We start from the raw sequence: 816 nt of genomic DNA on the forward strand, positions 1-816 counted from the left end.
CCTTTGTGATATCATCCTTCTAGCAACCAATCTTAAGTTGACGTTGGGTTGACGACATTGGGGCCTGGCCCCAATGTAGTCATAGGTCATGACACCTACAAATATCCAGGCACTGGTGATTTCTCCAGTATACGGATCGATAATTTCGGCCGGATCTCCAGCCCAATCAACCTCGATCTGCTGTCCAGGTTTCCTTGGGATGTGCATCGTTGCACGGCGTTTTTGCTCGTTCTGCTGAATGTAATAGCAGAACTGAGAATACATCAAAGCGTCGTCTCCATTTCGTTGACACTCCTCGAGGTATTCTGTCCAGAGGAGCTTTTTATTGACACCATTCCGTAACAGTTCCTTTCGGACGTAGTCATAGTCTGGCATGCGTTTTGTACTTTTCGACGCAGCGTTTTTTGGAAACATCTGCTGTTCCAGTACTTCGTCTGTGAAGGTTTCTTCCAGCGGCCAGACAATGGATAACTCCTTTGCGCGCCGTTGCACCTTCATGATAGTGTGCTGCGAAACATGGAGACTTTTCTCAATGTTTCGTAAAGATAATCCCAAGGCTGACAACCTTAGGATTTCACGATACTTGGTCATAAATGGCCTCCTTATAATAAATTTACATCGAATCCGATGTATGAATTCATTATAAGAAAGGTCGTTCGGTGCGGCTATACTCCCGGAATGGTGCTGTCATCTTATCCGGAATGGTGCTGCTCTAGCTCCGGTTTACTGCTGCAAAATGGCCCATAATATTCAGAAGGGATCACACCACGGCAGGAATGGAACCGGGATACACGTCCGCTGAACTTTATCGATGTC

The 816-nt window shown here is 46.3% G+C and carries 1 pseudogene; it reads right to left on the minus strand.

The features are described 5' to 3' along the window. Positions 1 to 591, minus strand: a pseudogene (locus tag ACK8P7_RS10945) (IS21 family transposase); the annotation flags it as partial. Positions 592 to 816 lie beyond the last annotated feature (225 nt).

The organism is Oribacterium sp. P9 (genome assembly GCF_046365365.1).
In the GTDB taxonomy this organism is placed as follows: domain Bacteria; phylum Bacillota; class Clostridia; order Lachnospirales; family Lachnospiraceae; genus Oribacterium.